This is a genomic window from Kordiimonas pumila (genome assembly GCF_015240255.1).
GTDB classification, from domain to species: Bacteria; Pseudomonadota; Alphaproteobacteria; order Sphingomonadales; family Kordiimonadaceae; genus Kordiimonas; species Kordiimonas pumila.
Window position 1 is genome coordinate 901,967 of the sequence record NZ_CP061205.1, and the last position, 21,214, is coordinate 923,180.

23 protein-coding genes are annotated in these 21,214 nt (G+C 47.9%); 13 read left to right on the forward strand and 10 right to left on the reverse strand.

The features are described 5' to 3' along the window. Window positions 1-7 precede the first annotated feature (7 nt). Complete coding sequence (gene argB, locus ICL80_RS03920) at window positions 8-901, reverse strand: acetylglutamate kinase (protein ID WP_194215756.1); 894 nt, start codon at window positions 899-901, stop codon at window positions 8-10. Between the two features lie 62 nt (window positions 902-963). Then, window positions 964-1,686, reverse strand: a complete 723-nt coding sequence (locus tag ICL80_RS03925) for a lysoplasmalogenase (protein ID WP_194214814.1) — start codon at window positions 1,684-1,686, stop codon at window positions 964-966. 245 nt (window positions 1,687-1,931) lie between these two features. Here ICL80_RS03925 and ICL80_RS03930 point away from each other — a divergent pair, with 245 nt between their 5' ends. Beyond that, a complete protein-coding gene (locus ICL80_RS03930; RefSeq protein WP_194214815.1) occupies window positions 1,932-2,225 on the forward strand; it encodes a putative quinol monooxygenase in 294 nt (97 codons plus the stop codon). A 9-nt stretch (window positions 2,226-2,234) separates the two neighbouring features. Here ICL80_RS03930 and ICL80_RS03935 read toward each other — a convergent pair whose 3' ends face one another. Together ICL80_RS03935 and ICL80_RS03940 are read right to left on the reverse strand one after the other, a co-directional pair. Further along, on the reverse strand, window positions 2,235-3,533 hold the full coding sequence (locus ICL80_RS03935) for an MFS transporter (protein ID WP_194214816.1): 1,299 nt from the start codon (window positions 3,531-3,533) through the stop codon (window positions 2,235-2,237). A 21-nt stretch (window positions 3,534-3,554) separates the two neighbouring features. After that, window positions 3,555-4,181, reverse strand: a complete 627-nt coding sequence (locus ICL80_RS03940; protein WP_194214817.1) for a cation transporter — start codon at window positions 4,179-4,181, stop codon at window positions 3,555-3,557. A 110-nt stretch (window positions 4,182-4,291) separates the two neighbouring features. Here ICL80_RS03940 and ICL80_RS03945 point away from each other — a divergent pair, with 110 nt between their 5' ends. Continuing rightward, on the forward strand, window positions 4,292-5,395 hold the full coding sequence (locus ICL80_RS03945; RefSeq protein WP_194214818.1) for a succinylglutamate desuccinylase/aspartoacylase family protein: 1,104 nt from the start codon (window positions 4,292-4,294) through the stop codon (window positions 5,393-5,395). Between the two features lie 23 nt (window positions 5,396-5,418). On the opposite strand, the gene ICL80_RS03950 is transcribed toward ICL80_RS03945, so the two are convergent. Next, window positions 5,419-5,709, reverse strand: coding sequence for a hypothetical protein (locus ICL80_RS03950; protein WP_194214819.1), 291 nt, complete (start codon window positions 5,707-5,709; stop codon window positions 5,419-5,421). Window positions 5,710-5,843: 134 nt separating this feature from the next. Here ICL80_RS03950 and hemH point away from each other — a divergent pair, with 134 nt between their 5' ends. After that, window positions 5,844-6,878: a ferrochelatase gene (gene hemH / locus ICL80_RS03955; protein WP_194214820.1), complete on the forward strand. Its 1,035-nt coding sequence runs from the start codon at window positions 5,844-5,846 to the stop codon at window positions 6,876-6,878. Window positions 6,879-6,888: 10 nt separating this feature from the next. Here the strand turns inward: hemH and ICL80_RS03960 are convergent, their stop codons facing one another. From ICL80_RS03960 to ICL80_RS03970, 3 genes are all read right to left on the reverse strand, one after another. Further along, complete coding sequence (locus ICL80_RS03960; protein ID WP_194214821.1) at window positions 6,889-7,338, reverse strand: copper chaperone PCu(A)C; 450 nt, start codon at window positions 7,336-7,338, stop codon at window positions 6,889-6,891. Window positions 7,339-7,430: 92 nt separating this feature from the next. Next, on the reverse strand, window positions 7,431-8,426 hold the full coding sequence (gene pip, locus ICL80_RS03965; RefSeq protein WP_228073803.1) for a prolyl aminopeptidase: 996 nt from the start codon (window positions 8,424-8,426) through the stop codon (window positions 7,431-7,433). A 57-nt stretch (window positions 8,427-8,483) separates the two neighbouring features. Continuing rightward, the gene (locus tag ICL80_RS03970; protein WP_194214822.1) at window positions 8,484-9,299 is read right to left on the reverse strand and encodes an NTP transferase domain-containing protein; all 816 of its coding nucleotides are present in this window, start codon (window positions 9,297-9,299) and stop codon (window positions 8,484-8,486) included. 150 nt (window positions 9,300-9,449) lie between these two features. Here ICL80_RS03970 and ICL80_RS03975 point away from each other — a divergent pair, with 150 nt between their 5' ends. Beyond that, window positions 9,450-10,508: an ATP-grasp domain-containing protein gene (locus ICL80_RS03975; protein ID WP_194214823.1), complete on the forward strand. Its 1,059-nt coding sequence runs from the start codon at window positions 9,450-9,452 to the stop codon at window positions 10,506-10,508. A 1-nt stretch (window position 10,509) separates the two neighbouring features. On the opposite strand, the gene ICL80_RS03980 is transcribed toward ICL80_RS03975, so the two are convergent. Further along, window positions 10,510-11,907, reverse strand: coding sequence for an MmgE/PrpD family protein (locus ICL80_RS03980; RefSeq protein WP_194214824.1), 1,398 nt, complete (start codon window positions 11,905-11,907; stop codon window positions 10,510-10,512). 169 nt (window positions 11,908-12,076) lie between these two features. On the opposite strand from ICL80_RS03980, the gene ICL80_RS03985 reads away from it, so the two are divergent. The 9 genes from ICL80_RS03985 to rraA all read left to right on the forward strand — a co-directional run bounded on the left by ICL80_RS03985 (window position 12,077) and on the right by rraA (window position 19,811). Continuing rightward, on the forward strand, window positions 12,077-13,219 hold the full coding sequence (locus tag ICL80_RS03985) for an ABC transporter permease (RefSeq protein WP_194214825.1): 1,143 nt from the start codon (window positions 12,077-12,079) through the stop codon (window positions 13,217-13,219). Window positions 13,220-13,223: 4 nt separating this feature from the next. Next, window positions 13,224-14,000, forward strand: coding sequence for an ABC transporter ATP-binding protein (locus tag ICL80_RS03990; RefSeq protein WP_194214826.1), 777 nt, complete (start codon window positions 13,224-13,226; stop codon window positions 13,998-14,000). Between the two features lie 25 nt (window positions 14,001-14,025). Then, window positions 14,026-14,997 carry an MlaD family protein gene (locus tag ICL80_RS03995; protein ID WP_194214827.1) on the forward strand — a complete coding sequence of 324 codons (972 nt, stop codon included), beginning with the start codon at window positions 14,026-14,028 and terminating at the stop codon, window positions 14,995-14,997. Continuing rightward, on the forward strand, window positions 14,994-15,638 hold the full coding sequence (locus ICL80_RS04000; protein ID WP_194214828.1) for an ABC-type transport auxiliary lipoprotein family protein: 645 nt from the start codon (window positions 14,994-14,996) through the stop codon (window positions 15,636-15,638). The genes ICL80_RS03995 and ICL80_RS04000 overlap by 4 nt, the downstream gene beginning before the upstream one ends. A gap of 52 nt (window positions 15,639-15,690) precedes the next feature. After that, window positions 15,691-16,443: a class I SAM-dependent methyltransferase gene (locus tag ICL80_RS04005; protein WP_194214829.1), complete on the forward strand. Its 753-nt coding sequence runs from the start codon at window positions 15,691-15,693 to the stop codon at window positions 16,441-16,443. A 265-nt stretch (window positions 16,444-16,708) separates the two neighbouring features. Further along, window positions 16,709-18,091 carry a DEAD/DEAH box helicase gene (locus ICL80_RS04010; RefSeq protein ID WP_194214830.1) on the forward strand — a complete coding sequence of 461 codons (1,383 nt, stop codon included), beginning with the start codon at window positions 16,709-16,711 and terminating at the stop codon, window positions 18,089-18,091. Between the two features lie 85 nt (window positions 18,092-18,176). After that, window positions 18,177-18,851 (forward strand): hypothetical protein, encoded by a 675-nt coding sequence (locus ICL80_RS04015; RefSeq protein WP_194214831.1) that lies wholly within the window; start codon window positions 18,177-18,179, stop codon window positions 18,849-18,851. Window positions 18,852-19,072: 221 nt separating this feature from the next. Then, window positions 19,073-19,282, forward strand: coding sequence for an SMc00767 family acetate metabolism repressor (locus ICL80_RS04020; RefSeq protein WP_228073804.1), 210 nt, complete (start codon window positions 19,073-19,075; stop codon window positions 19,280-19,282). Window positions 19,283-19,298: 16 nt separating this feature from the next. Beyond that, the gene (gene rraA, locus ICL80_RS04025; protein ID WP_194214832.1) at window positions 19,299-19,811 is read left to right on the forward strand and encodes a ribonuclease E activity regulator RraA; all 513 of its coding nucleotides are present in this window, start codon (window positions 19,299-19,301) and stop codon (window positions 19,809-19,811) included. Between the two features lie 89 nt (window positions 19,812-19,900). On the opposite strand, the gene ICL80_RS18235 is transcribed toward rraA, so the two are convergent. Further along, a complete protein-coding gene (locus ICL80_RS18235; RefSeq protein WP_316242969.1) occupies window positions 19,901-21,088 on the reverse strand; it encodes a flagellin in 1,188 nt (395 codons plus the stop codon). Window positions 21,089-21,214 lie beyond the last annotated feature (126 nt).

The following is a 21,214-nucleotide window of genomic DNA, read 5'->3' on the forward strand; positions in this document are numbered from 1 at the left end:
TGTGAAATTAGGCGCGGATCAGGGTTCCTACGCCGCGCTCGGTGAAGATCTCCAGCAGAATGGCATGGGTCACACGGCCATCAAGAATAACTGCGCCTTTAACGCCTTCTTCAGCCGCCATCAGGCAGGTATCCACCTTCGGGATCATGCCGCCTGAAATTGTACCATCTGCTTTAAGAGCGGCAATTTCATTTGCGTCCAGCTCTGTTAACAGATCTTTGTCTTTGTTCATAACACCCGGCACATCTGTTAGCAGGAAAAAACGACGGGCCTGAAGGGCACCCGCAATAGCCCCTGCCATTGTATCGGCGTTGATATTATAAGTGCCGCCGTCAATGCCGGGGGCAATAGGCGCAATAACTGGAATAACACCAGACTTGATGCACTGTTGTATAATTTTTATATCGATAGTGGCTGGTTCGCCGACAAAGCCTAAATCGATAACCTGTTCTATGTTGGAATCCGGGTCGGCTTTGGTGCGTTCAACTTTGCGGGCGCTTACCATGCCGCTATCTTTGCCGGAAAGGCCAATAGCCCGGCCACCAGCCGCCTGAATGTCTGCGACAATGGATTTGTTGATGGAGCCACATAACACCATCTCCGCAACTTCAACCGTTGCCTTAGAGGTGACACGAAGCCCGTCAATAAATTCAGAATCAATATTTAAGCGTTTAAGCATGGCACCAATTTGCGGGCCACCACCATGAACGATAACCGGGTTAATGCCAACTTGCTGTAACAGGGTAATGTCTTCTGCAAACTGGTGAGCAAGGGCCTCATCACCCATTGCATGACCACCATACTTAACAACAAAAATCTCACCAGCGTATTTTTTTAGGTATGGCAGGGCTTCCACAAGGGTTGAAGCTTTTCTCTGCAATACCGAATGATCTTGTTCCACGATAATCATGCCTTGGTTACTTTCAATGAAGAATCTACCCTCTTTATGGCTGAAGGTAGGCTTTAGTCAAATCGATATCCGCCAAAATGTGTTCGTCGCTCGTCGGTTAGCATTACACCAACTGTCATAAACAGCTGGGCAAAATAGTATGTCCCCCATACAAAATACCCCAGATAGTCAGGTAATGACATAAATTGACGGGCACCGAGCAAGCTGTCGGATACTAAAAATAAAATAGCTCCTAGTGCCACGAGGCGTATGGGATATTTACTGAAAATAGCTGTCGTAGCCATGAGTGTTAAGACGGCAGAATAGACATAAACCGGTAGCATCATGTCGCCCAAGTGTGGATATAAAAAATATGCTGCAATAGCCGCAAGTGCCCACAAGACGGCAGCTATTCTTATGCGTATCATGCTTATATCTGCAACACGCAAGCGGTTTTTCAGATACAGAATGATAAAAAAGACGTGCGCCACCAGAAAAGAAAGTAGCCCATGCATAAAAGCCTGCTCATGAAAGAGCGATAAAAAAACATCGCCGGTAACGGACGCAACAAGCGCTAAAAACAGCAAGAAGTGATTAAAAGACTGCATGCTTATTAACACAAAAAGAGCGAGGAAACCTACTGCGCATGCTTTGACAAGAACCGGAATGAAAGGGGATATGTTTGCAGGGTACCAACTGCCACCATACATAATGGCGGCGACAAAAGACAATAACAGCAAGAATTGTCCCAACGCTTCCAGAACGGGTTTTCGACGTTTAACAAATAGTCTTGTCACTTTGTTTCCCCTCTACCCAAGACACTATAGGCAGAGCTATGGTTTGCACTCAAGTATTTGATTCAAATGTAGCTATTTCTTATTTATCAAGCTGTTACTTATCAAATTGGCATTTTTATGTCGCTTAGTTTAAAAACCAGGTAACATACTTGCAATATTCTCCCATTACGAGTATTGCCCAACGTGGTTTGTGTCTGAATTCCTTCTTATCACCTTTGGCTATTATTTTCTAAAGGACAACAAAAATGTATGGATTGATTGGAAAAATAACCGCAACCAGTGGGCAAAGAGATGCGCTAATTGCCATTTTAGTTGCAGGTTCTGATGCCTTGCCTGGCTGTTATAGCTATATTGTGGCCGCTGACGCTGTCGATCAGGATATCATTTGGGTTACGGAGGTATGGGATAGTGAAACCAGCCATAAAGCTTCATTGCTTATAGCATCTGTAAAGCAGGCAATTATGAAGGGCCGCCCCCTTATTGCAGGTATGGAGCGGGTCGCGACAACAGCGCCGCTTATTAGCCATACAAAATACTAGAACACTGCCCTACTGTTTTGAGGCAGTCTTTAGGTCTGAGGACAAGCGGTTTGTTATGGTAATCATGGCGATATTGCCCACTGCGATAAGCAGGAATATAAAAGATGTGCTGGCACCAAAGCTTACAAGCAGGGCAGCAATAATAGCCCCGCCTGCCATAAACCCACTATTACAGATGTTGGTTGCGGCTATGATCCGCGATCTTTCAGACCTGTCGGTTTTATCTTGAAGAACAGCATAGAGAGGTACAATCACAATGCCGGCACAAATCGCGGTTGTAAGCAGAAGTGCCATAATCAAGTCATTCAGGGGTAATTGAATAAAAGCTAACGCTGATAGGGCGCCAATGTTTGAGGCTTCAGCGGGAACGAGCACATAAAGCAAAACTCCAAGGCAGAGCATAACAATGAATGTTGGGCTTGCGAGGCGTGATGATATAAGCCCTTTAAGGAGCCGGTTGCAGAGGAATGACCCAATAGCGATGCCAAGTGCGAAACAGGCCATAGAGAGGGTCACCACAGATTCGTCGCCGCCGAGGTGAGATTTGATTATCACGGGCATCTGGCTGATATAAAGCGATCCATACATCCAGATCCAGCTTATACCAATAATAGATCGTCTGCTAATATTACAGGCCCATGCTTTTTGCATTTGCGCTTTTGTTGAGGCAAATATGTTTGCTGTAATTTTAATGTCAGGCGCGGCTTGCCCGGTTTTGGGCACCATTCTGCCCGAGAGCGTGCCCAGTACGGCAATACTGATGGTGACAGCGGCGATAGCGCTATGTCCGTTCTCAGTTGCCATGACAAAGCCACCAACGAGTGTGCCAAGAAGAATGGCCAAAAATGTACCGGCCTCGATCATGGCATTGGCAAACAAGAGATCCTTTTTAGCAAGGAGGTCTGGCAGGATGCTATATTTAATAGGGCCAAAGAAGGTGGATTGCAGCCCAAGCCCTGTTAGGACAACAATAAGAACCGGCAGACTTGAGAGGTAAAAACCAATGGCACCCGCTATCATCAGACCAATTTCCCAAACCTTGATCCAGAATATCTGACCTGTTTTTTCGTATTTATCTGCCAGCTGACCTGCAAGCGCCGAAAAAAGGAAAAAAGGTAAAATGAACAGGCCAACAGCAAGGTTGTTCATAACCCCAACCGATGTTGAGAATGTTTCCGCCATGCCAAACGTAATCAGGATAAGAATGGCCTGCCGAAAAAGGTTGTCATTAAAGGCGCCAAAAAATTGAGTAATAAAAAGCGGTAAAAAACGACGGCTCACTAAAATGCTTATAGGGTTTTCGCTCACCAGTGTTCTTTCTCTTACAGGTTATTCTGCTGGTGCGTGATGTGCCAGCAGTTCGCCGCGTGCTTGTTTTATGATAGTGAGAGACCCCGAAATAAAGAGGCTTGCCATAAGGCCTGCTACAACTATGTCAGGCCAACCTGTACCTGATAGCCAAACACCCGAGGCGGCAATCATCACCATTATGTTGCCAATGGCATCATTACGGCTACATATCCAGACAGATCTTACATTGGCATCACCGTCTTTGAAGCGCATCAGCAACAGAACGCTGATGATATTTGCAGATAAGGCCGCGAACCCAACTGAGCCCATAATAAAAGCTGTGGGCGCATGTAGGTAAAAAACAGTGTAGAGTGTAGAAGCCAAAACCCAGCCCCCCATTAAGAGGAGGCTGATGCCTTTTATCATAGCAGCTTTAGCGCGCAAACTATGGCTCTTGCCAATAACGGCGAGAGACAAGGCGTAGGTTGCAGTATCCCCCAGAAAATCAAGCGCGTCTGCCTTTAAGGCCTGAGAATCGCCCACAAAACCCATCGGCATTTCAACCAAAAACATTACGGCATTAATGATTATCACCAGTATCAAGGCGCGTTTGTATGCAGGATCCATCCCTTCAAATTTAACATCATTACAGCAATGTGCACCCATTAGGCTTCCTCATGTGGCCTTGGTTTTAACTATATGTGTGTGATACATTTACAGAATTACCACATGCTGGATATATTATTCTAACATATCCCGTAGAGTGACAGTATAAGATGCTGGATAAATATCAAGTACTGGAAAGAGTTACTGTGTTACGCCTTATTGTTTATAGTGCCTTTTTTCTCTGGTTTGCAGTATCTGCTGAGGGTGCTGCTGAGACAGCGAAAAATGTGCCAGTCCACGGGGGTGTTCCAGTTATTGAGAAGCTAGCGCTGGAAGACTTTCCAGTTGGTCGACACCATAGATATTTGTTAGCGGGCACGACCAAAACCGGTCAGCCAGAATATGTGCCGATTATGGTTTTAAAAGGATCACGGCCCGGTAAAAAGCTTATGCTGACGGCATCGGTGCACGGCGACGAGCTAAACGGTATCAGGGTTATTCACCGCTTATTTGATGTCCTTGAGAAGCAGGAAATTGTCGGGACCATTGTTGGTGTCCCGGGTGTAAACCAATCAGGCATGAATATTGGCAGCCGGTATTTTTCCCTGAACGGCGCTGGCGAGCATAGTGACTTAAATCGCCTGTTTCCTGGGGTGCAAACAGGTGGTGGTGTGGCGGCCATGTTTGCAGGCAAACTATGGCAAAGTCTTTTTGAAGACAACGCTGATCTTGTGGTGGACTTGCATACACAGACGCAAGGGGCATCGTATCCGGTTTTTGTTTTTGCAGATTTTGGCAATGCTCGTTCTATGCGTATGGCGTATGACTTGAATCCAGATATTATTAAAAACGATGCAGGACAAGAAGGTACACTAGAAACTGCTTATATGCAGGAAGGGGTCCCAGCTGTTACCTTTGAGCTTGGACAGTCAGATTCTATTGATGCCACTATTGTGGAAAGGGCTGTTGCCGGTATTTTGAATCTCATGAACCAAGAAGACATGATTAGTGCAGCTGCTGTGCCTGTTACCGAACCGATCAAACCTTACGTTGGTTCAGATTATAGCGATGTAATCGTAGAAGAGGGCGGCTTTGCTATTATCAAGGTAGGTCTTTTGGATATAGTTCATAAAGGTGACCATATCGCAACTGTTTACGACCCATTTGGCAATGAAAAGCGCAGATATTTTGCTCCGCATGCGGGCTGTGTGCTTGCGATCTCTACAGCACCGCTGATGGAACCCGGTTCAATGCTTGTACGCATTATACGGTAAGCTCAAAATTCCTTTACAGTATTTCAGGCTGCGGGATAGTTACTGCGCGCTATGGATAAAAGTTTATCCTCTGATTTGTTGTTATGGTGCCTCTGGATAAGGGCTCCAACACGTTCATCTCTATCATGCAAGCACATCATAGGGCCAAGGGGGCAGGGGCCGCAGTCTGCCAGTTCACACCAGCCTTGTGTGCTGGCTTGTAGTCTTAGAAGAGCGCCAGCAAGATCAACCATATCTGCGTCGAATGCTCTTTCAATTGATTGTTTGATATCTTTTAGAAGGTCACCGCGTTGTAACGTTTCACTGTTTTTCATAATATGTACACCATTTACTCGAAAATCATACCCAATGTGCTAAGTCTAGCTGGTGAAGCTTTATAAATAATGAAACAATATAGTTAATCGCCCTTAACCACGCTGGGGCTATTACGAATAGAGGTGAAGCCAGTATGCGCGAGAAGAATTTGTCAGAGTTTCAGCCGGATGGGCACCCTTCTGTACAGTACGGCAAAACCGGTGTTCTTCTTATCAGCCTTGGAACACCAGAAGCCCCTACCTATAAGTCTGTACGAAAGTATCTGGCGGAGTTTTTGTCTGACCAGCGTGTTATAGAAACACCGCGCTTATTGTGGCTACCTATTCTATATGGCCCTATATTAACATTCCGGCCGCTTAAATCTGCAAAGGCGTATGCAAAGGTGTGGGATTATGAGAATGGGGAATCGCCGCTTCGCGGTTTTGCGCGTGCGCAGGCAGAAAAAATGCAAACCCGACTTGGTGAAAGTGCCTCGGTTGCATGGGCGTTTCGATATGGCAGCCCGTCTGTAGCTGATGGTTTGGCGGAATTACGGGAAAAAGGCTGTGACCGTATTGTCGCTTTTGCGCTTTACCCGCAGTATAGCGCAACCTCAATGGCAACCGCATATGATAAGGTTTTTGATGTGTTGAAAACCATGCGCTGGCAGCCTGCAGTGCGTACAGCACCGCCCTATTATGATAAGCCTATTTTTATTGAAAAGCTGGTAAACTCTGTCAAAGAGTCACTTTCTACAATTGATTGGCAGCCTGAAAAGCTTCTGGCATCTTACCATTCCATTCCAAAATCATATTATGATGCAGGGGATCCGTACCCATGCCAGTGCCTGAAAACCAGCAGACTGCTGCGCACCCATTTGAACATGCCGGAAGAAACATTTGTAACCAGCTTTCAGTCACGTGTTGGCCCAACTGAGTGGGTTAGCCCCTATACGGATAAAACGGTAGAAAAGCTGGCGGCAGAAGGCGTGAAAAAGCTGGCTGTCATTGCCCCGGCTTTTAGTGCGGATTGTTTGGAGACACTTGAAGAAATTAATATGGAACTGCGTGAAACCTTCTTGCATGCGGGCGGCACCCATTTCCATTATATCCCGTGTCTGAACGACACACCGGACGGCATGGATGTTTTGGAAGACGTTGTGAGGACAGAAGGCGCTGGCTGGCTTTAAAGGGTGAGGCTTATTCCAGCCCACCCATGCCGGTTACAGTGACAATAGTTTCAATATTACCCGCTTTTTTAAAATGAAGCGTTACTGGGAAAGTGCTGCCTTCTTCCAGTGGGTGAGAAAGGTTCATCAACATGATGTGGTAGCCACCGGGGGCAAGTGTAAAAACTTCACCTGGCGCAACCGGTAGCTCGTCAACATGGTCCATGCGCATCATGCCATCTTTTTCATAGGAGCGATGCAAGCTGACTGTTTCTGCTACGGGAGATGAAATGCCTGTCAGTGTATCCATAACATGGCCGTCATTATGGAGTTCCAAATAAACGGCGGCGGATACAGTGCGGCTGGTTTTTCTGGCCCATGCCTGTTCCACAGTCACCTCTGTAGCGGTATGATCATCATGGGCATATGGGGCCGTGGTAAACAGACCGGTGATTAAAAGCGCAAGCCACCATTTTTTCATCTCAATTATCCTTCAGTGAATACGAGGCGTGCCTTGTAGCGACTTTACGGCGTGGCGCACAGCGGACATAAAGTCGCGGGGGTTATTATATATTATACAGCGTCTGTCGCACATATCAGTTCGTGCTGTATAGCTGGCTCAAAAGCGGAATGGCCTGCAACCGGTACAATAATAAGCTTGGCCCACGGCATAGCCTGTGCCAAATCCCACGCTGATACAGGAGGGCATATAGAATCGTAACGACCCTGAATAATGGTTGTTGGGATGTCAGCGAGCTTGTAGGCATCACGCAGTATCTGGTTATCTTCTTCCAGAAAGCCTTTATGCTTGAAATAATGAGCTTCAATGCGTGCAAAAGCGGTGGCAAAAATGGGGTCGACAGAATAGGCACGTTGTTCGTCGTCGGGTACCAGCGTTACAGTACTGCCTTCCCACAGGCTCCACTCTCGGGCAAAATGCAGGCGCTCACGCTCAAAGGCAGGGTCGGTAAGCCTTTTATAATAAGCATCGATTAAATTGTCCTGCTCACTTTCCGGGATAGCACCTGAAAACCGCGCCCATGATTCAGGGAAAATGGCACGGGTGCCAACTTTATAAAACCAGTCAACTTCTGCTTGGCGCATAAGGAAAATGCCGCGCAGTATTAAGCTGCTGACGTGGCTGGGATATTTTTCTGCATACAAAAGCGACAGTGTACTGCCCCATGAGCCACCAAAAACTGCCCATGTATCAATTTTCAGATGTTTTCTGATCGCTTCCATATCGGCGACCAGATCCCATGTCGTGTTGTTATCAAGGCTAGCGTGGGGCCTGCTACGGCCGCAACCGCGCTGGTCAAACAAAATAATACGGAATTTTGCCGGATCAAAGAAGCGTCGCTGAATGGCACTACTGCCACCCCCTGGCCCGCCGTGTACAAAAAGGATAGGAATGCCTGATGGGTTTCCTGCCTGCTCAACATATATTTGGTGGCCGCCATCAACCAGAATCCGCTCCGATATATAAGGTTCAATCGAAGGATACAGGGTTCTGAATATGGCTTTGCTGTCTGCGCGCAATGGTTCCGTCCGTATTGTGTTTTTTGTCACGTTACGGGTGTTTCCATTGATTGACAAGAAAAACGGTTAGTTAAGTCGTTTAGTGTTTCAGACTTCGCGTTCTTTCAGGCGTGCCTCAATAAAGTCGAACGATATTTGATCGTCGGCATCAATTGGGGCGTCCGCAAATGGCATTTTAATGCCGCGAGCCTTGATTTTAAGGGCCCTGCTAGCCTGCTTTGACATGCCTTTAAAAGTGAGAAGGCCATAGCGGTACAGGAAAAAGGACCATAGGCCCACAACGGGGATCAAAGCTTTGCGTTTTTCCTTGCGCCCAAACTGGCCGCCCTGACGGAATAGCTCTGCTGTTTTTAGGGCTGCGGCGCTTGTGATAGCATACATGTTACAGTTGCTGTAAATACCATCGATCAGCTTATGCTGCCCTGTAATTTTGCCGGTGCCTGGGTATGTTTCTTGTACCAGTGTATCGGGTGTCATGGCGAAGGCAGCTTCCGCGCCAGTTTCCCGTACCTGATTAAGAAAATAATCTATAATTTCTGGCGTGTGCAAGCAGTTGTCGGCGGTGGTTACAAAAAATGGCATATGCTCTATACCAACCTGCTCTATGGCTCCAACAATACTGTCAGCCAGCGTCAGTTCGCTTTTGACAAACGCAATGGCCCCGTCGTCAAAAAGCCGTTTAATTTCTGGAATGCTGAGCGCAATATTAGCGTCTTCTATCGAGATCACAATTTTGGAGACATTACTCGCCGCCATGGTGTTTTTGACAATACGCTGAAGCATAGCTATGCCATTGATTTCAATCAGGCATTTATGGCTTTTACTGTATGCTTTTGCAAGTGGGTTTACAATGCCGGGTCGTTGTGCGGCAAGGATTATAGCTGTGTAGTGACCGTTAGTCATATTATGTCCACATTTTGCGATATTGTCAGCTGCCAACAGTTCCTAGTGCTTGACAGGCGAGTGTGCAAGCATTATCCCGCCGACATTTCTATGACGGGTGAAGTAGGTGTTAAAGCGTTTGTGTTCAAGTCTTAATTTGAGGAATTATTTTTGTCCGGTATTTCAATTGATTACACTGTATTCGAGCATGGAGCACCACTTAAGCTCGCTGAAAAAGACAAAGAACGACTGAATGTTCTTTTTCTAGCGAAGCACGCCCTTTCTGGGGGTGCTTTTGACAAAAATGATGGGTCCCATGCTTTGTATCATACTGAAATTCGACAGTGTTTGGAAGCATTAGATGTGGATATGACGGTTTCAAATACGTATGAGACCTTATTTTCCCGTATTCCGCATAATTTTATTTTTACACTTTTTAATCGCGGCGGGTTTAGAAATAGTGAAATTTTGGCATCATGCCTTAGCGAATATCACTCCATTCCTTATCTTGGTGCGCCGCCTTCCATGCGCGGCTTTGCCGACGATAAACACCTCACAAAAATACTGTATGAAAAGCTCGGTATTCCTACACCGAAGTGGCAAATATACCGCACCTGTGACATGTCTGTGCTCAAACCGGCCTTTGAAGCAGAGCGTTATGTGATAAAGCCCAATAATAGTTCAGCATCGTGGGGTATTAATCACGGTACAGACTGGAAAGAATTACAGCCAATTGTGCGGGAGCTGTTGCATGATAACCATGATGTTATTGTGGAAGAATATGTGCCGGGTGTTGATGTAACGGTACCGTCTATCGGTACGGGGAAGCCTTGGATTTTATACCCAATGCGTAACCCTGCTGCGGATGATCTTAACATTGTTACATACGAGCAAAAACGTGGTTTTAAAAATGGGTCTAGTATCGAGCTGTTTGCAGAGTATCCTGACTTTCCAGAGCTTGTAGAGTATACATCAAAAACTAATGATTATATCTGGCCTTATGATTATGGCCGGTTTGATTACCGTGTCGAGCCAAACGGCAAAGTATGGGCGCTTGAGTTTAATCTTAGCTGTAATCTGGGCTCGACAAGGGCAATCTGTCAATCAGCTAATCTTCTTGGCTACAGCCAGCAGGATATTGTTGAAACCGTGCTGGCAAACAGCCTTGAACGCCAGCGGGTTATGTTTGAAGCAACCTGTAGGGGCGAGCAAATACGGTATAAGATGTAAGCTATATCAGCAGGGTCATCAGCTCTTGGACAGAAATACTTTCGGGTTTTTCTGTTTTCAAGAGAGCGGTTACTTTCTTGTGTTGGGTTTGGCTTAAAAAGGGTTTGGTGCAGGTATCAAACTTTTGCCAAAGCTGTTTCGCAGTAAAAGGCTGTGCACTGGAGCCAACCGGCATGTCGACTTCTGTGCTGATCGTTTCGCCTGATGCAAGTGTTACATGAATTTGGGTTGGAAAATCAGATTCCAGTTTATCAATATATTCTTTATGGATAAGGGGCATAAGCGCCCATATCTCAGGGCGTTTAATTGCGTCCATTTCATAGTCAGCAACACCTACGGTACCGCTATATAGCCCGACAGCCAGACTGTATTCGAGCGAGAAACGGGCCTCGGTTGGGGAGGCGGGTTTATCGTACATCAGGTTCCTGAGGTGGGCCGCCGGTGCACGAATGAAAACCTTTTTAACCACCGTGCTGTCAAAGCCGTATTTTTCGCGCAGTTCCAGCAGGCCGTCTAACGCCCGGTGGATACTACCACAGTTTGGAAAACGCTTTGGCTTTAGGCCGTACTTCTCAATATGCAGGGGGCTACCGATATCTGATGTGCGGAAGGTTACCTTCTGGCCGTATTCGTCTTTATCGGCCATCAGGGCGCGGAGGTCTGCAACATCAGGCCCCACCATTAGTGTGCCCATGCCTTGTGGTCCGTGCAGTGTTTCGCTGCCGGCTGTAATGCCAGCTTCAGCAAACTGGGTTGCCTGAACAGCGCCTGCCGCCGCAAGGCCTGCGTGTAGTGGCTTGGTCATGGTGCCAAACTGGCTCATAAAGCCGCCAGCGAGGCTGGTAGAAAGCGAAATGGCGTGGGCTGCTTGCTCAGGCTTCAGTTTCATAAGTCTGGCACACCCGGCGGCTGCGCCGACTGTGCCTATGGTGGCTGTTGCGTGCCAGCCACGGCTGCGGTGAAAAGGGTTCACGCCTTGCCCTGTAAGTCCCATGATTTGCAAGCCAACAATATAGGCATCCAGCATTTGTGCGTAAGTTGCGTTATTCTCTTCCCCAACAGCCAGTAGGGCTGGAATTATAACAGCAGATGCGTGGGCTTTTGCCGGGTCAAAATTATCATCGAAATCTAGTGCATGGGCACTTGTGCCATTTACAAGTGCCGCCATAGGTGCAGAAAAGCCAGCTTTAAAACCAACGGCATGGCATGCCCCTTGACCCCATTTAGCAGCGAGTCCTGCAACAGTTTTGCTCACGTCTTCAAGCGCGCCGGGTACCATAACTGCCAGCGTATCTATAAAAGCATCATGGGCGCGGTCTGTTGCAACTTTACTCCAGCTATTGGGCGTTGCGGCACACCACTGTGCAAAGGCGGTTAGCGGGTTTTTGGTCTCTGTCATGGCATTCATTTCTGTTGGATAACTGTTTGCCAAAATTATTATGGCTTGTATTTCTGTGTGTTACGGGCAAGGTTACATAGCGCAAAGGTGATCAGGCAAAACCCCTTTTGGTTAGATAGTCCTTTTCACAGGTTTATATATATAATTACACTCAGGGGCCAGACAACAAATGGCTAGCATAGGCTATGAAAGCGATTTTTTTTGTGTCGAAAGTGGCACACCAAGTGCGCTTGTCCGGCTCATTGGCGTCTGGACCATAGAAAATGCTGAAATAATAGAAAAGTCATTGAACCGTGTTCTGCAGGCTGCGGGTAAAAGCGGCGCTGTTATTGACTGTACACAGATTACTGCGCTCGATACCACGGGTGCAGTGCTCATCCGCCACTTGGCCTTTGAAATAGAGGCTGCAGGTGCAGCTGTCCTAACGGGTGTATCAGCCAGTCATAAAAACCTGTTAGATGTTATTCACTGTAAGCCGCCGCAAGTGGCAACCGAGCCTGATACACTGGTATGGTATATTAAAATGCTGGAGGAAGCCGGGCGCGGCTTTTTAAAGGCCGCAGCTTCCTTGATGCGGCTTATAGGTTTTCTCGGCTTGGTACTGGTTCGGTTGTTTGGAACCTTGCTGGCGCCGGGCCGGATTCGTCTTGTTCCGCTTATGTACCAGATGGAAGTAGTTGGCCTTAATGCCATGGGTATTGTTGGCCTTATTGCTTTTCTGATCGGCGCAGTTCTTGTTAATCAGGGTGCTATTCAGCTGGCAAAATTTGGCGCGGATGTTTTTGTTATTGATATGCTTGGTATTGTGCACTTACGCGAAATGGGTGTGCTACTGACAGCTATTATTATTGCGGGGCGCTCAGGCAGTGCCTTTACCGCGCAGATTGGCTCGATGAAGCTGAATGAAGAAGTGGACGCTATGCGCACAATTGGCATGAACCCAATTGATGTGCTGGTTTTGCCGCGTTTGATGGCCTTGATGGTATGTTTACCGCTGCTTACATTTTATGCCGATATTGTCGGTATTATGGGCGGCGTGACAATGGCATGGTGGCAGCTTGATATATCACCCGCAAATTTTTTGGTATATTTCCGCGACGTGATATCGGTGGATCATTATGTTGTTGGGCTTATAAAGGCGCCTTTCTTTGCGGCTGTTATTGCATCGTGTGGCTGTTATCAGGGCTTACGAGTAGAGGGTAGTGCCGATTCGTTAGGGGAACGAACCACACGCAGTGTTGTACAGGCGATCTTTTTGGTCATTGTTCTTGATGCCATGTTTGCGGTGTTTTTTACAGCGGTGGATATTTAAAAATATGGCAGATATAAACCCGGAAAATATAATCATTTCGGTACGCGGCCTGGTGAATGCCTTTGACGAGCATGTAGTGCATGAAGGGCTTGATCTGGATGTACGGCGCGGCGAAATTCTGGGTATTGTTGGGGGGTCAGGCTCTGGTAAGTCTGTCTTGCTGCGGTCGATTGTGGGGCTGCGGGCACCGCAGGCTGGCACGGTAACCATCAATGGGCGGGACCAAAGCACCCTCTCTGGTGCAGAGGCGGAAGCCGCCCGAAGGGACTGGGGGGTGCTGTTTCAGGACGGTGCGCTGTTTACATCGCTTACTGTTGCTCAGAATATAAAGGTACCTCTTAGAGAGCATTTTCACCTGTCCCATGATTTGATGAATGATCTGGCACGCAGCAAGGTTGCGATGGTGGGTTTGCCGTATGAAGCTGCAAAACTTTTTCCAGCGGATTTATCTGGCGGTATGCGTAAACGCGCGGCCCTCGCACGGGCCCTTGCGCTTGATCCAAAGGTACTGTTTCTGGATGAACCTACAGCGGGGCTTGACCCAATTGGGGCCAGCGCTTTTGACGCGCTTATCTTGCAACTGCGTGAATCTCTGGGTTTAACAGTATTTCTGGTAACGCATGATCTAGACACACTGGTGCGTTCATGCGACCGCATTGCTGTACTCGGTGATAAAAAAATACTTATAAACGCACCATTAGAAGAAGTCCGGGCACATGATAACCCGTGGGTTCAGGAATATTTTAACGGGCCGCGTGCAAGAGCTGCTGGAATAAAGTAGACTATAAGCGAACAAGGAAACAGGCATGGAAACGCGGGCGTCATATATTCTGGTAGGTAGCTTTGTACTGGCATTTCTAGCCGGGCTAATTGCTTTTGCTATCTGGATAGCCAAAGTTGATCTGGACGCAGAATATACGGAATATGATATCTTTTTTGATGGGTCTGTTTCAGGCCTTTATAAACGCAGCATTGTTTATTATTCAGGCATCCCTGTTGGGGATGTGCGCGATATTACACTTGCCCCTAAAAACCCGCAAAAAGTTAGAGTCATAGTGCGCCTTAGGGCTGAGGTGCCGGTGAATCAAAGCACAAGAGCCCGCCTTGAATTTCAGGGATTAACGGGTGTTGCCTATATTGAACTGAAAAGTGGCCCTGATGGCGGCGAGCAGGTGAAGCCTAAACCGGGTCGTGAGCGGGCATCTATCGCTTCAGAGGAATCGGCTTTTCAAGCAGTATATGCTAATGCGCCTAACCTTATAAACGAAGCGATTAATGCAATTTTGCAGGCGCAAAAACTGCTCAGTGATGAGAATATTCTTGCGGTTTCCACATCGCTTAAAAATACAGAGAAGTTTACTGGAAATCTGGCAAAAGGCAGTGAAGATATTACCGCTATAGTTGCCGAGGTTCGGGCCTTGCTGGTTGAGGTGACTGAGGCGACACAGAAAATATCTGCTCTTGCAGATACGGGTAATACGCTGCTTGAGGGGGACGGTGCAGTTCTGCTGAAAGAGGCGGTAACCACGCTTCAAAGCGCGCAGGCACTTATCAACCATTTGGATGGTTTTGTTACCGCAAATGAAGATAATGTAACCCAGTTTGTGGGCAACAGCCTGCCAGAGGTTTCCAGAATGATTATTGACCTGAGAACCACGGCGCAGAGCCTGTCACGCTTGATGACGCGGATTGAAAGAAACCCGTCAGAGGCCTTATTTGGCGGTAAGGAAACGCATTATGACCTAAAAAGCCGTGATACCAAGGGAGATAAAAAATGATAACTAAAGCAACCTTGGGGCTTAGGTTTAGTGCCATAGTGGCATGCCTTGCAATAAGCAGTTGTGGGCCGCTGATCTCTTTTGGGGATGAAGGCCCGATTGCTAGCCTTTACACACTGCAATACCCCCATGCTATGCCGATCACAGAAACGGAAGGCCCCCTCGTTTATGTGGCCTCGCCTGAAATGGCAGGCAGGCTAGACAGCGAGAATATAGTGGTTGTTTTGCCGGATAAGGAAATAACCTCTCTTGAGGGCGCCAAGTGGTCTGACCATTTGTCAGATTTGTTGCGTGACTATATTACCCAATCGCTTGCCGTTCAGGCACCGGCAACCCTTTTAGGGCAGAGCACGCTTGATGTAAAAGCAGACTGTCGTTTAGGTGTTAAAGTATGGTCTATGGAACTGGCTCCGGGCTCCACTGCACAGGACGACCATGTGCAGGTTTCCATACAGTTATTGTTACTGCGCCTCGCCGATAATCGCCTGATTGGGCAAAAGCTTTTCAACAGCTCAAAAGAGCTAAAGAACAATGGTAATACCAGTGTAATGGAGGCCTTCAATGATGCCATGTTTGATATCTCAAACGATTACGGCGTCTGGTTCAAGGAAAAATTACCGGCCTGTAATAGCCAGCGGTAGGAAAGATATGCTGGCTGTGCACCAAAAAGGGTGAACAGTCGCAGGGAAATATATGCATCCGGATGTACTAACAATTTACCGGTTTTATCAATCTGCGTTTGGCCAGCAGGTCGCGCAGTTGATTGCTGGGAGAATTTTGCAATTTCTACCTGTTCGACCTGATGCGGTTACTGTCGGACTTGGGTATTGTTTGCCGTATCTTGATAGGCTTGCGGCGCGAACTCTTGCTGCGAGCGGCGGCAGGTTTGTTGCTTTTATGCCAGCTCGCCAAGGGGTTTGTCATTGGCCGGGACATACAGATAACCGAACGTGTTTGGTAGAGCCACTAGACTTGCCTCTGGCAGATTCAAGCGTGGATCACATGATTTTGGTCCATGCCCTAGAGCATGCTGCCCGCCCCTCTGCATTACTGCGGGAAATTTGGCGTGTTTTGGCACCAAACGGGCATGTTGTAATAGTTGTGCCTAACAGGCTTAGGGCTTGGTCTGCTGCTGAGGCAACGCCTTTTGGCCATGGTCGGCCCTATAGTAAGGGCCAATTGTTTTCTGTTATGTCTGATCAAATGTTGGCGCCCGATAACTGGGACACAGCCCTCGCCATGCCTCCATTTTTTATTCACAAAATGCCGCGCCTTATGCGCTTTGGCGACAAGGTCGGGGCTATGCTAAGCCGTAATCTTGGTGGCGCTTTGGTGGTGCATGCCCAGAAGCAGGTTTATGGGGCGCTCCCTAAAGGCTCAGCAAAGGCGCAAGGGGTGCCAGTTTTAACGCAGTCGTCTGGATCATATTTTAAAACAGACACATAGCGGCAGTCATACGTAGATGCGGCAAGGTAAAATACGTTATTTTGTTGCTATCTTATCGGTTATATGGTTATTGAGCGTGAAATGCCGTGCGAAGAGAACGATTGTTCGTTGGCGGCACTTGTTACAGGCAAGGTCTTTCCTTGTTGTCATACAAGAGTGCGAATGGCACGTGATCCCGGCAGCTGATCTGCGCAAGCTCCCTACAAAAAAAAGCGACGTATAATATCGGTAGTACCGGTGTGCGTTGACTTGAGAAAGTTTAGTATTGAAAAATTTTAATGACCTTGGCCTTGCCGAGGCAATTCTTCGTGCTGTATCAGCTGAAGGTTACACTGATCCAACCCCGATACAATCAAGCGTCATTCCTGCATTGCTTGATAACAGCGATGTTATTGGCATTGCTCAAACAGGGACTGGGAAAACTGCGTCTTTTGTGCTGCCTTCGCTGCATAAAATACTGGTGGATAAAAAGCCTGTTGCTCCTAAAACCTGCCGTGTGCTTATTTTGGTGCCGACACGGGAACTTGCGGCCCAGATAGGCGATAGTATTAAGGCGTATGGCAAGTTTATGAAATATACGTCAGCGGTTATTGTTGGCGGTGTAAAAATGGGACCTCAGGTTGCGGCACTCACACGCGGTGTTGATATTCTTGTTGCCACCCCTGGTCGCCTTGAAGACCATATGGGCTCCGGTAATCTGCGGCTTGATAAGATAGAAACCATCATTCTGGATGAAGCGGATCAAATGCTTGATCTGGGTTTTGTGCCTGCTATTCGGCGGGTTATGGCAAAATCGCCTAAAGACAGGCAAACGGTTTTACTGTCGGCAACAATGCCAAAGCAGATAAGGTCACTTGCTCAGGATTTTCTTAGAAACCCTCAAGAAATTTCTGTGGCACAAGTCTCTAAACCAATCGACCGGATTGAGCAGAAGCTTATTCATGTTGCAAAAGAGAACAAACGCCGTTTGCTGGCTGAAACGCTTTCTGACAAAGACGTGAAATGTGCTATTGTGTTTACGCGTACCAAACACGGCGCTAACAAGGTGGTAGAGTACCTTGAAAAGTCAGGTATTGCATCGGCGGCTATTCACGGTAACAAAAGTCAGGCACACCGCCAGCGCACCCTTGCGGGTTTTCGGTCAGGTGCCATTAAAACCCTTGTTGCGACAGACATTGCCGCACGCGGCATTGATGTGGACGGTGTTACCCATGTTATTAATTTTGAGCTACCAAACGTGCCAGAAGTTTATGTGCACCGTATTGGCCGCACGGCACGTGCTGGCTCCACAGGAGTGGCGATTGCCTTTTGTGATGGTAGCGAGCAGGGCTTTTTGAAAGATATTGAAAAGCTGATTGGGTATAAAATCAGTGCGTCAGGAACACCGCTTGCGCCAGAAGCTCAGCCAAAGCAAAATACACAAGGACGCCGCGGCGGTGGTGGTGGCCAAAAGCAACCGGGTAATCAGAGTGCTCGACCAAAACAGCGCAGGCCACGCCGTAAAGGTGCCGCAGCTTCAGCAAATGGGCCTGCACGCTTAGGGCATGAGCGGGGCACTGATACAGCGACAGCTGGATTGTCTCGTATGTTGAATAGCGACAAGAGAGGCAGAAACGGCGCTAAAAAGGCTGTTGCTACGTCACGGTAACCTTCTTTCACCCTACGAAGGATAACTGCTGCATAGCGAATTCATCTGTATGGCATTATTCAAACCTTTATAAGGAAGCGATACAATGAAGAGATGGCTCACTAGTATTTTGCGAGTGATTATAGCGGTGTGTTTTTGGGGCACACCGTTTATTCCTGCAGCGGCAGTTGGTTTTGCAGATGATGTGCCGGTAAATGCCCACGCTAAAAAATATGCTGATGGCTGGGAATGTGACCGTGGATTTACGCAGAACGGCAAGCAGTGTCTAAAAATTACTATTCCTGCTAATGCTTATGCGACGAACCAGTCTTATGGTCGCGCATGGGAATGTAGCTGGGGTTATGTTTTGGTGCGCGAGAGCTGTGAAGCTATTAAACTCCCTGAAAATGCACATATAAAAGCAACAGGGGATAGCTGGCAGTGTAACCGGGGATACAGGCTGTTTAGGGAGGCATGTGTCGCTGTTATTGTGCCTGAAAATGGTTATCTTTCTGATAAGTCTTATGGCTCTGGATGGGAATGTAACCGGGGTTATAGGGCGGATAGTACAAAATGTGCGGCGATCTCGGTTCCGCCAAATGGCTATCTTGTAGATTCTGAGTATGGCCCTGGATGGGACTGCGATCGCGGGTACCAGAAAAACGACGATACATGTGTTGTTACGATAATTCCACAAAACGCACATTTGGATTATTCTGGCCACGATTGGGAATGTAACCGGCCTTATAAAAAGGCAAATGCGCGCTGTGAAAACCCGTAAGCTGCACAGGCTGTGTCTCTGAATTACAAAAATTTTATTCTAAGCGGTATTTTCTTAAGACAAGGCCTGTATCTGTGCTAGAAAAGTATATGATTCTGACCAAGATAGTCACAGTGTGATGATCTGGGTTGTAGGGATCACAGAAAAATTATTGTATTAATATTGCTGAAACATTAAAATTTCAGTTATAAAATTACCAAAATCAGACGGAGATGATCATTATGAGCGATACGGCAGACAAACCATCTATGGAAGAAGGTCAAGAGATGGCCATTCGTCAAGTTGCAAACGCCCTGCACAGATTGAATGATGCTGTTATTGCTGCGGTCAGCAAAGGCGTGACAGTAGAATTGATGCGCGCTTCACGGTACCACAATGAAGAAGGTGCTTGGGGCGATATGCTGGTGCCTATCATCCACAAGCAGGACTAATTTAAGAGCCGGACCCATGCCTAGAAAAATTGCTACACCAAAACTTGCAACAGCGGATGTCTGCGATGCCATGGGCAAGGCAGTGAAAGTGCTGCCTGTCAAGTTTCAGGACTTTGGCGGCAATATTGATTTTGCAGGTCCGGCTGTTACTGTTCGGACATTAGACGATAACAGCAAGGTAAAAGCTTTGCTTGCCACCAAAGGCGAAGGCAGGGTGCTGGTTGTTGACGGTGATGGCAGTGAACGTACGGCTCTTATGGGTGGTAACCTTGCGGTGCTTGCGGCCCAGAATGGCTGGGCCGGGGCTGTTATTTATGGCTGCGTGCGCGATAGCCATGAACTATGCCGTGAAGACGTGGGTATTAAAGCCCTTGGCACATGCCCGCGCAAAACCGAAAAGTTAGACCGGGGCGAAATTGACTGCGAAATTGCGATCGCAGGGGTTACGGTTCACCCTGGTAATTGGATTGTGGCGGACGCTGACGGCGTTGTTGTCACAAAAGAGTTGCCATCCCTCGATGGGCAATAGACCATAAGCTATTCTCTTTTAAGAACCTCAGTGAAAAAACGCGCCCCGAAGTGGGTGTTGGGTTGTTTTCGTAGTCCCGTAGTAAAGCTTTATCTAAATAGCGATAGAACTGTTGATGGTGCCTGATTGGCGATAGACAGGGCCTGAAGGCCAAGCTGCTGTTTGGTCTGTATAGCTTGCAGGGTTGCGCTTTCTTTGGCTAGGTCTGCGTCTACAAGGTTGCCGATGCCAACTTCAATGCCGTCGGAAAGTTGCCCAGCGAACTGCTTCTGGATGTCGAGTCTGTTTGCTGTGGCACCCAGGGTTGAGAGAGTGGTGTTCACTGAATCAATGGCAGCGTCAATTGCTGTCACGGCCTGCTCCGATGCGGCGGAGGAATCTGCAGAGCCGCCACCAGCCGGGTTTCCGAGGGTCAGATAGGAAGACGCGCCATCCCGAACGAGGTACAGGCTGGTGCTTCCACTAAATGTTACGTCGTAAGCATAGCCGTCGACCCTTCCCGAAGAATAATCGGCTCCGGTTAATCCCAGATACGTTTTAAGGCCCTCCTCGAATTCGACGGTAGGAGTGCCGCCCACATTGTTTGTGGTGACACCAGTGCTGCCGTCGATGGTCTCGCCGCCGAAGTTACCGCCGTTGTCGGTTTGCGCATTGACAAGCGCGGCGCGAAATTCTGAGTCTGACGAGGCGGCGATTGTTGTACCTGCAAGCGAAACAGGTGTGCCGCTTGGAAGTGCCGCGCCGTATGTGATCAGGTTGGAATCTTCTAGGCTGAGCGTGCTGAGTGTCAGGTCGCTTGCGGCAATGCTGATGGTGCTGGTGCCGTTATCATCTGTGATGGCAGAAATTGCGTTGGTGCCGTCAGCAACGTTGCGCCCATTAAAGGTTGCGTTGTTCACGATGGATTCGATCTGGTCGCGGAGCTGAGTATATTTCTCGCTCATGGCCGTGCGGCTGTCTGCATCAAGGCCCGCGTCGGAACCGGCTACAGCAAGTTCGCGCATCTCGATGAGGAGGTCGGACGTTGCTTCGGCTGCGGCGAGCGCAACATCAACCACGGATCGGGCGCGATCAAGTGAGTTGTTTACAGCATTCAGACCAGCCACGTTACCACGCAGGGTTTGGGCGATAGAATAAACGGCAGCATTATCTTTTACGGAAGAAACCTTGAGGCCCGTGTTAATACGGGTTTGTGTCACGTCCAGCGATGTGGACGTTTTATTCAGGTTTTGAAGGGCGGCAAGCGCACCTGCATTGGTGTTCACACTGAACGACATCTTCTATGCCTCTTTGCGTTTCTACGCAGTGAATCGGGTCAACAATTCCATGGCTCCTTTTGAACCAGCTAGAACTATATAATGAAATAATAGCAAGAGTCCGCTCAATGCGTCTCAATTTTAAGA

Bases quoted from the DNA above. Each gene is read 5' to 3' on its own strand.
- ICL80_RS03930 (WP_194214815.1), top strand. From the start codon at position 1,932: ATGTATGGATTGATTGGAAAAATAACCGCAACCAGTGGGCAAAGAGAT.
- ICL80_RS03940 (WP_194214817.1), bottom strand. From the start codon at position 4,181: ATGGGTGCACATTGCTGTAATGATGTTAAATTTGAAGGGATGGATCCT.
- ICL80_RS03945 (WP_194214818.1), top strand. From the start codon at position 4,292: ATGCTGGATAAATATCAAGTACTGGAAAGAGTTACTGTGTTACGCCTT.
- ICL80_RS03950 (WP_194214819.1), bottom strand. From the start codon at position 5,709: ATGAAAAACAGTGAAACGTTACAACGCGGTGACCTTCTAAAAGATATC.
- hemH (WP_194214820.1), top strand. From the start codon at position 5,844: ATGCGCGAGAAGAATTTGTCAGAGTTTCAGCCGGATGGGCACCCTTCT.
- ICL80_RS03960 (WP_194214821.1), bottom strand. From the start codon at position 7,338: ATGAAAAAATGGTGGCTTGCGCTTTTAATCACCGGTCTGTTTACCACG.
- ICL80_RS03970 (WP_194214822.1), bottom strand. From the start codon at position 9,299: ATGACTAACGGTCACTACACAGCTATAATCCTTGCCGCACAACGACCC.
- ICL80_RS03980 (WP_194214824.1), bottom strand. From the start codon at position 11,907: ATGACAGAGACCAAAAACCCGCTAACCGCCTTTGCACAGTGGTGTGCC.
- ICL80_RS03985 (WP_194214825.1), top strand. From the start codon at position 12,077: ATGGCTAGCATAGGCTATGAAAGCGATTTTTTTTGTGTCGAAAGTGGC.
- ICL80_RS03990 (WP_194214826.1), top strand. From the start codon at position 13,224: ATGGCAGATATAAACCCGGAAAATATAATCATTTCGGTACGCGGCCTG.
- ICL80_RS03995 (WP_194214827.1), top strand. From the start codon at position 14,026: ATGGAAACGCGGGCGTCATATATTCTGGTAGGTAGCTTTGTACTGGCA.
- ICL80_RS04000 (WP_194214828.1), top strand. From the start codon at position 14,994: ATGATAACTAAAGCAACCTTGGGGCTTAGGTTTAGTGCCATAGTGGCA.
- ICL80_RS04005 (WP_194214829.1), top strand. From the start codon at position 15,691: ATGCATCCGGATGTACTAACAATTTACCGGTTTTATCAATCTGCGTTT.
- ICL80_RS04015 (WP_194214831.1), top strand. From the start codon at position 18,177: ATGAAGAGATGGCTCACTAGTATTTTGCGAGTGATTATAGCGGTGTGT.
- ICL80_RS04020 (WP_228073804.1), top strand. From the start codon at position 19,073: ATGAGCGATACGGCAGACAAACCATCTATGGAAGAAGGTCAAGAGATG.
- rraA (WP_194214832.1), top strand. From the start codon at position 19,299: ATGCCTAGAAAAATTGCTACACCAAAACTTGCAACAGCGGATGTCTGC.
- ICL80_RS18235 (WP_316242969.1), bottom strand. From the start codon at position 21,088: ATGTCGTTCAGTGTGAACACCAATGCAGGTGCGCTTGCCGCCCTTCAA.